Source organism: Maribacter sp. 4U21 (assembly GCF_002742365.1).
Lineage (GTDB): Bacteria > Bacteroidota > Bacteroidia > Flavobacteriales > Flavobacteriaceae > Maribacter.
Genome location: NZ_MDGN01000083.1, coordinates 1 through 528, shown reverse-complemented (window position 1 = coordinate 528; position 528 = coordinate 1). Strand labels below are relative to the sequence as shown.

Genomic DNA, 528 nt, shown 5'->3' with positions numbered 1-528 from the left:
AGTAATGGTTTCCATGACCTGTACCACATCGCTTCCTTTGAGCGAACTTCCCGCATGTATGGAAAGACACTTGCGACTAAAGTCATCCACTACAGTTAAGGCCCTGAACCGTCTGCCGTTATAAAGCTGGTCACATACAAAATCCATACTCCAGCATTCGTTCGGACCAGAGGCATTCCCTTCGGTAGGTTGTCTATGTGCGGCGGAACGGTTCCGTTTTGGGCGTTTCGACCTAAGATTGAGACCCTCCTCACAATAGACCCTGTACATGCGCTTATGGTTGTCCATAAAACCTTCCCTTCTCAAAAGGATATGGATGCGCCAGAACCCGTACCTGACCCTTACGGCAGCTATCTCGTTCATCCGCATGCGAAGCAGTTCATCGCTACGCCCTTTGGCCTTGTAATAAAATACGCTCTTATGCAGCAATATAAGCTTGCAGCAACGTTGAACGGAGATGTTGTACTCCATCCTGTCCTGATGGTATCGACCATCCCACGTTTTCGGGACGGTCTCAGAACTTTTTTT

Annotated in this window: 1 protein-coding gene; it reads right to left on the bottom strand. The window is 48.5% G+C overall.

The genetic code is table 11. The features are described 5' to 3' along the window. Positions 1 to 471: DDE-type integrase/transposase/recombinase (locus tag BFP77_RS16780; RefSeq protein ID WP_143751936.1), on the bottom strand; the 471-nt coding region annotated here is incomplete at its 3' end. Positions 472 to 528: the final 57 nt, after the last annotated feature.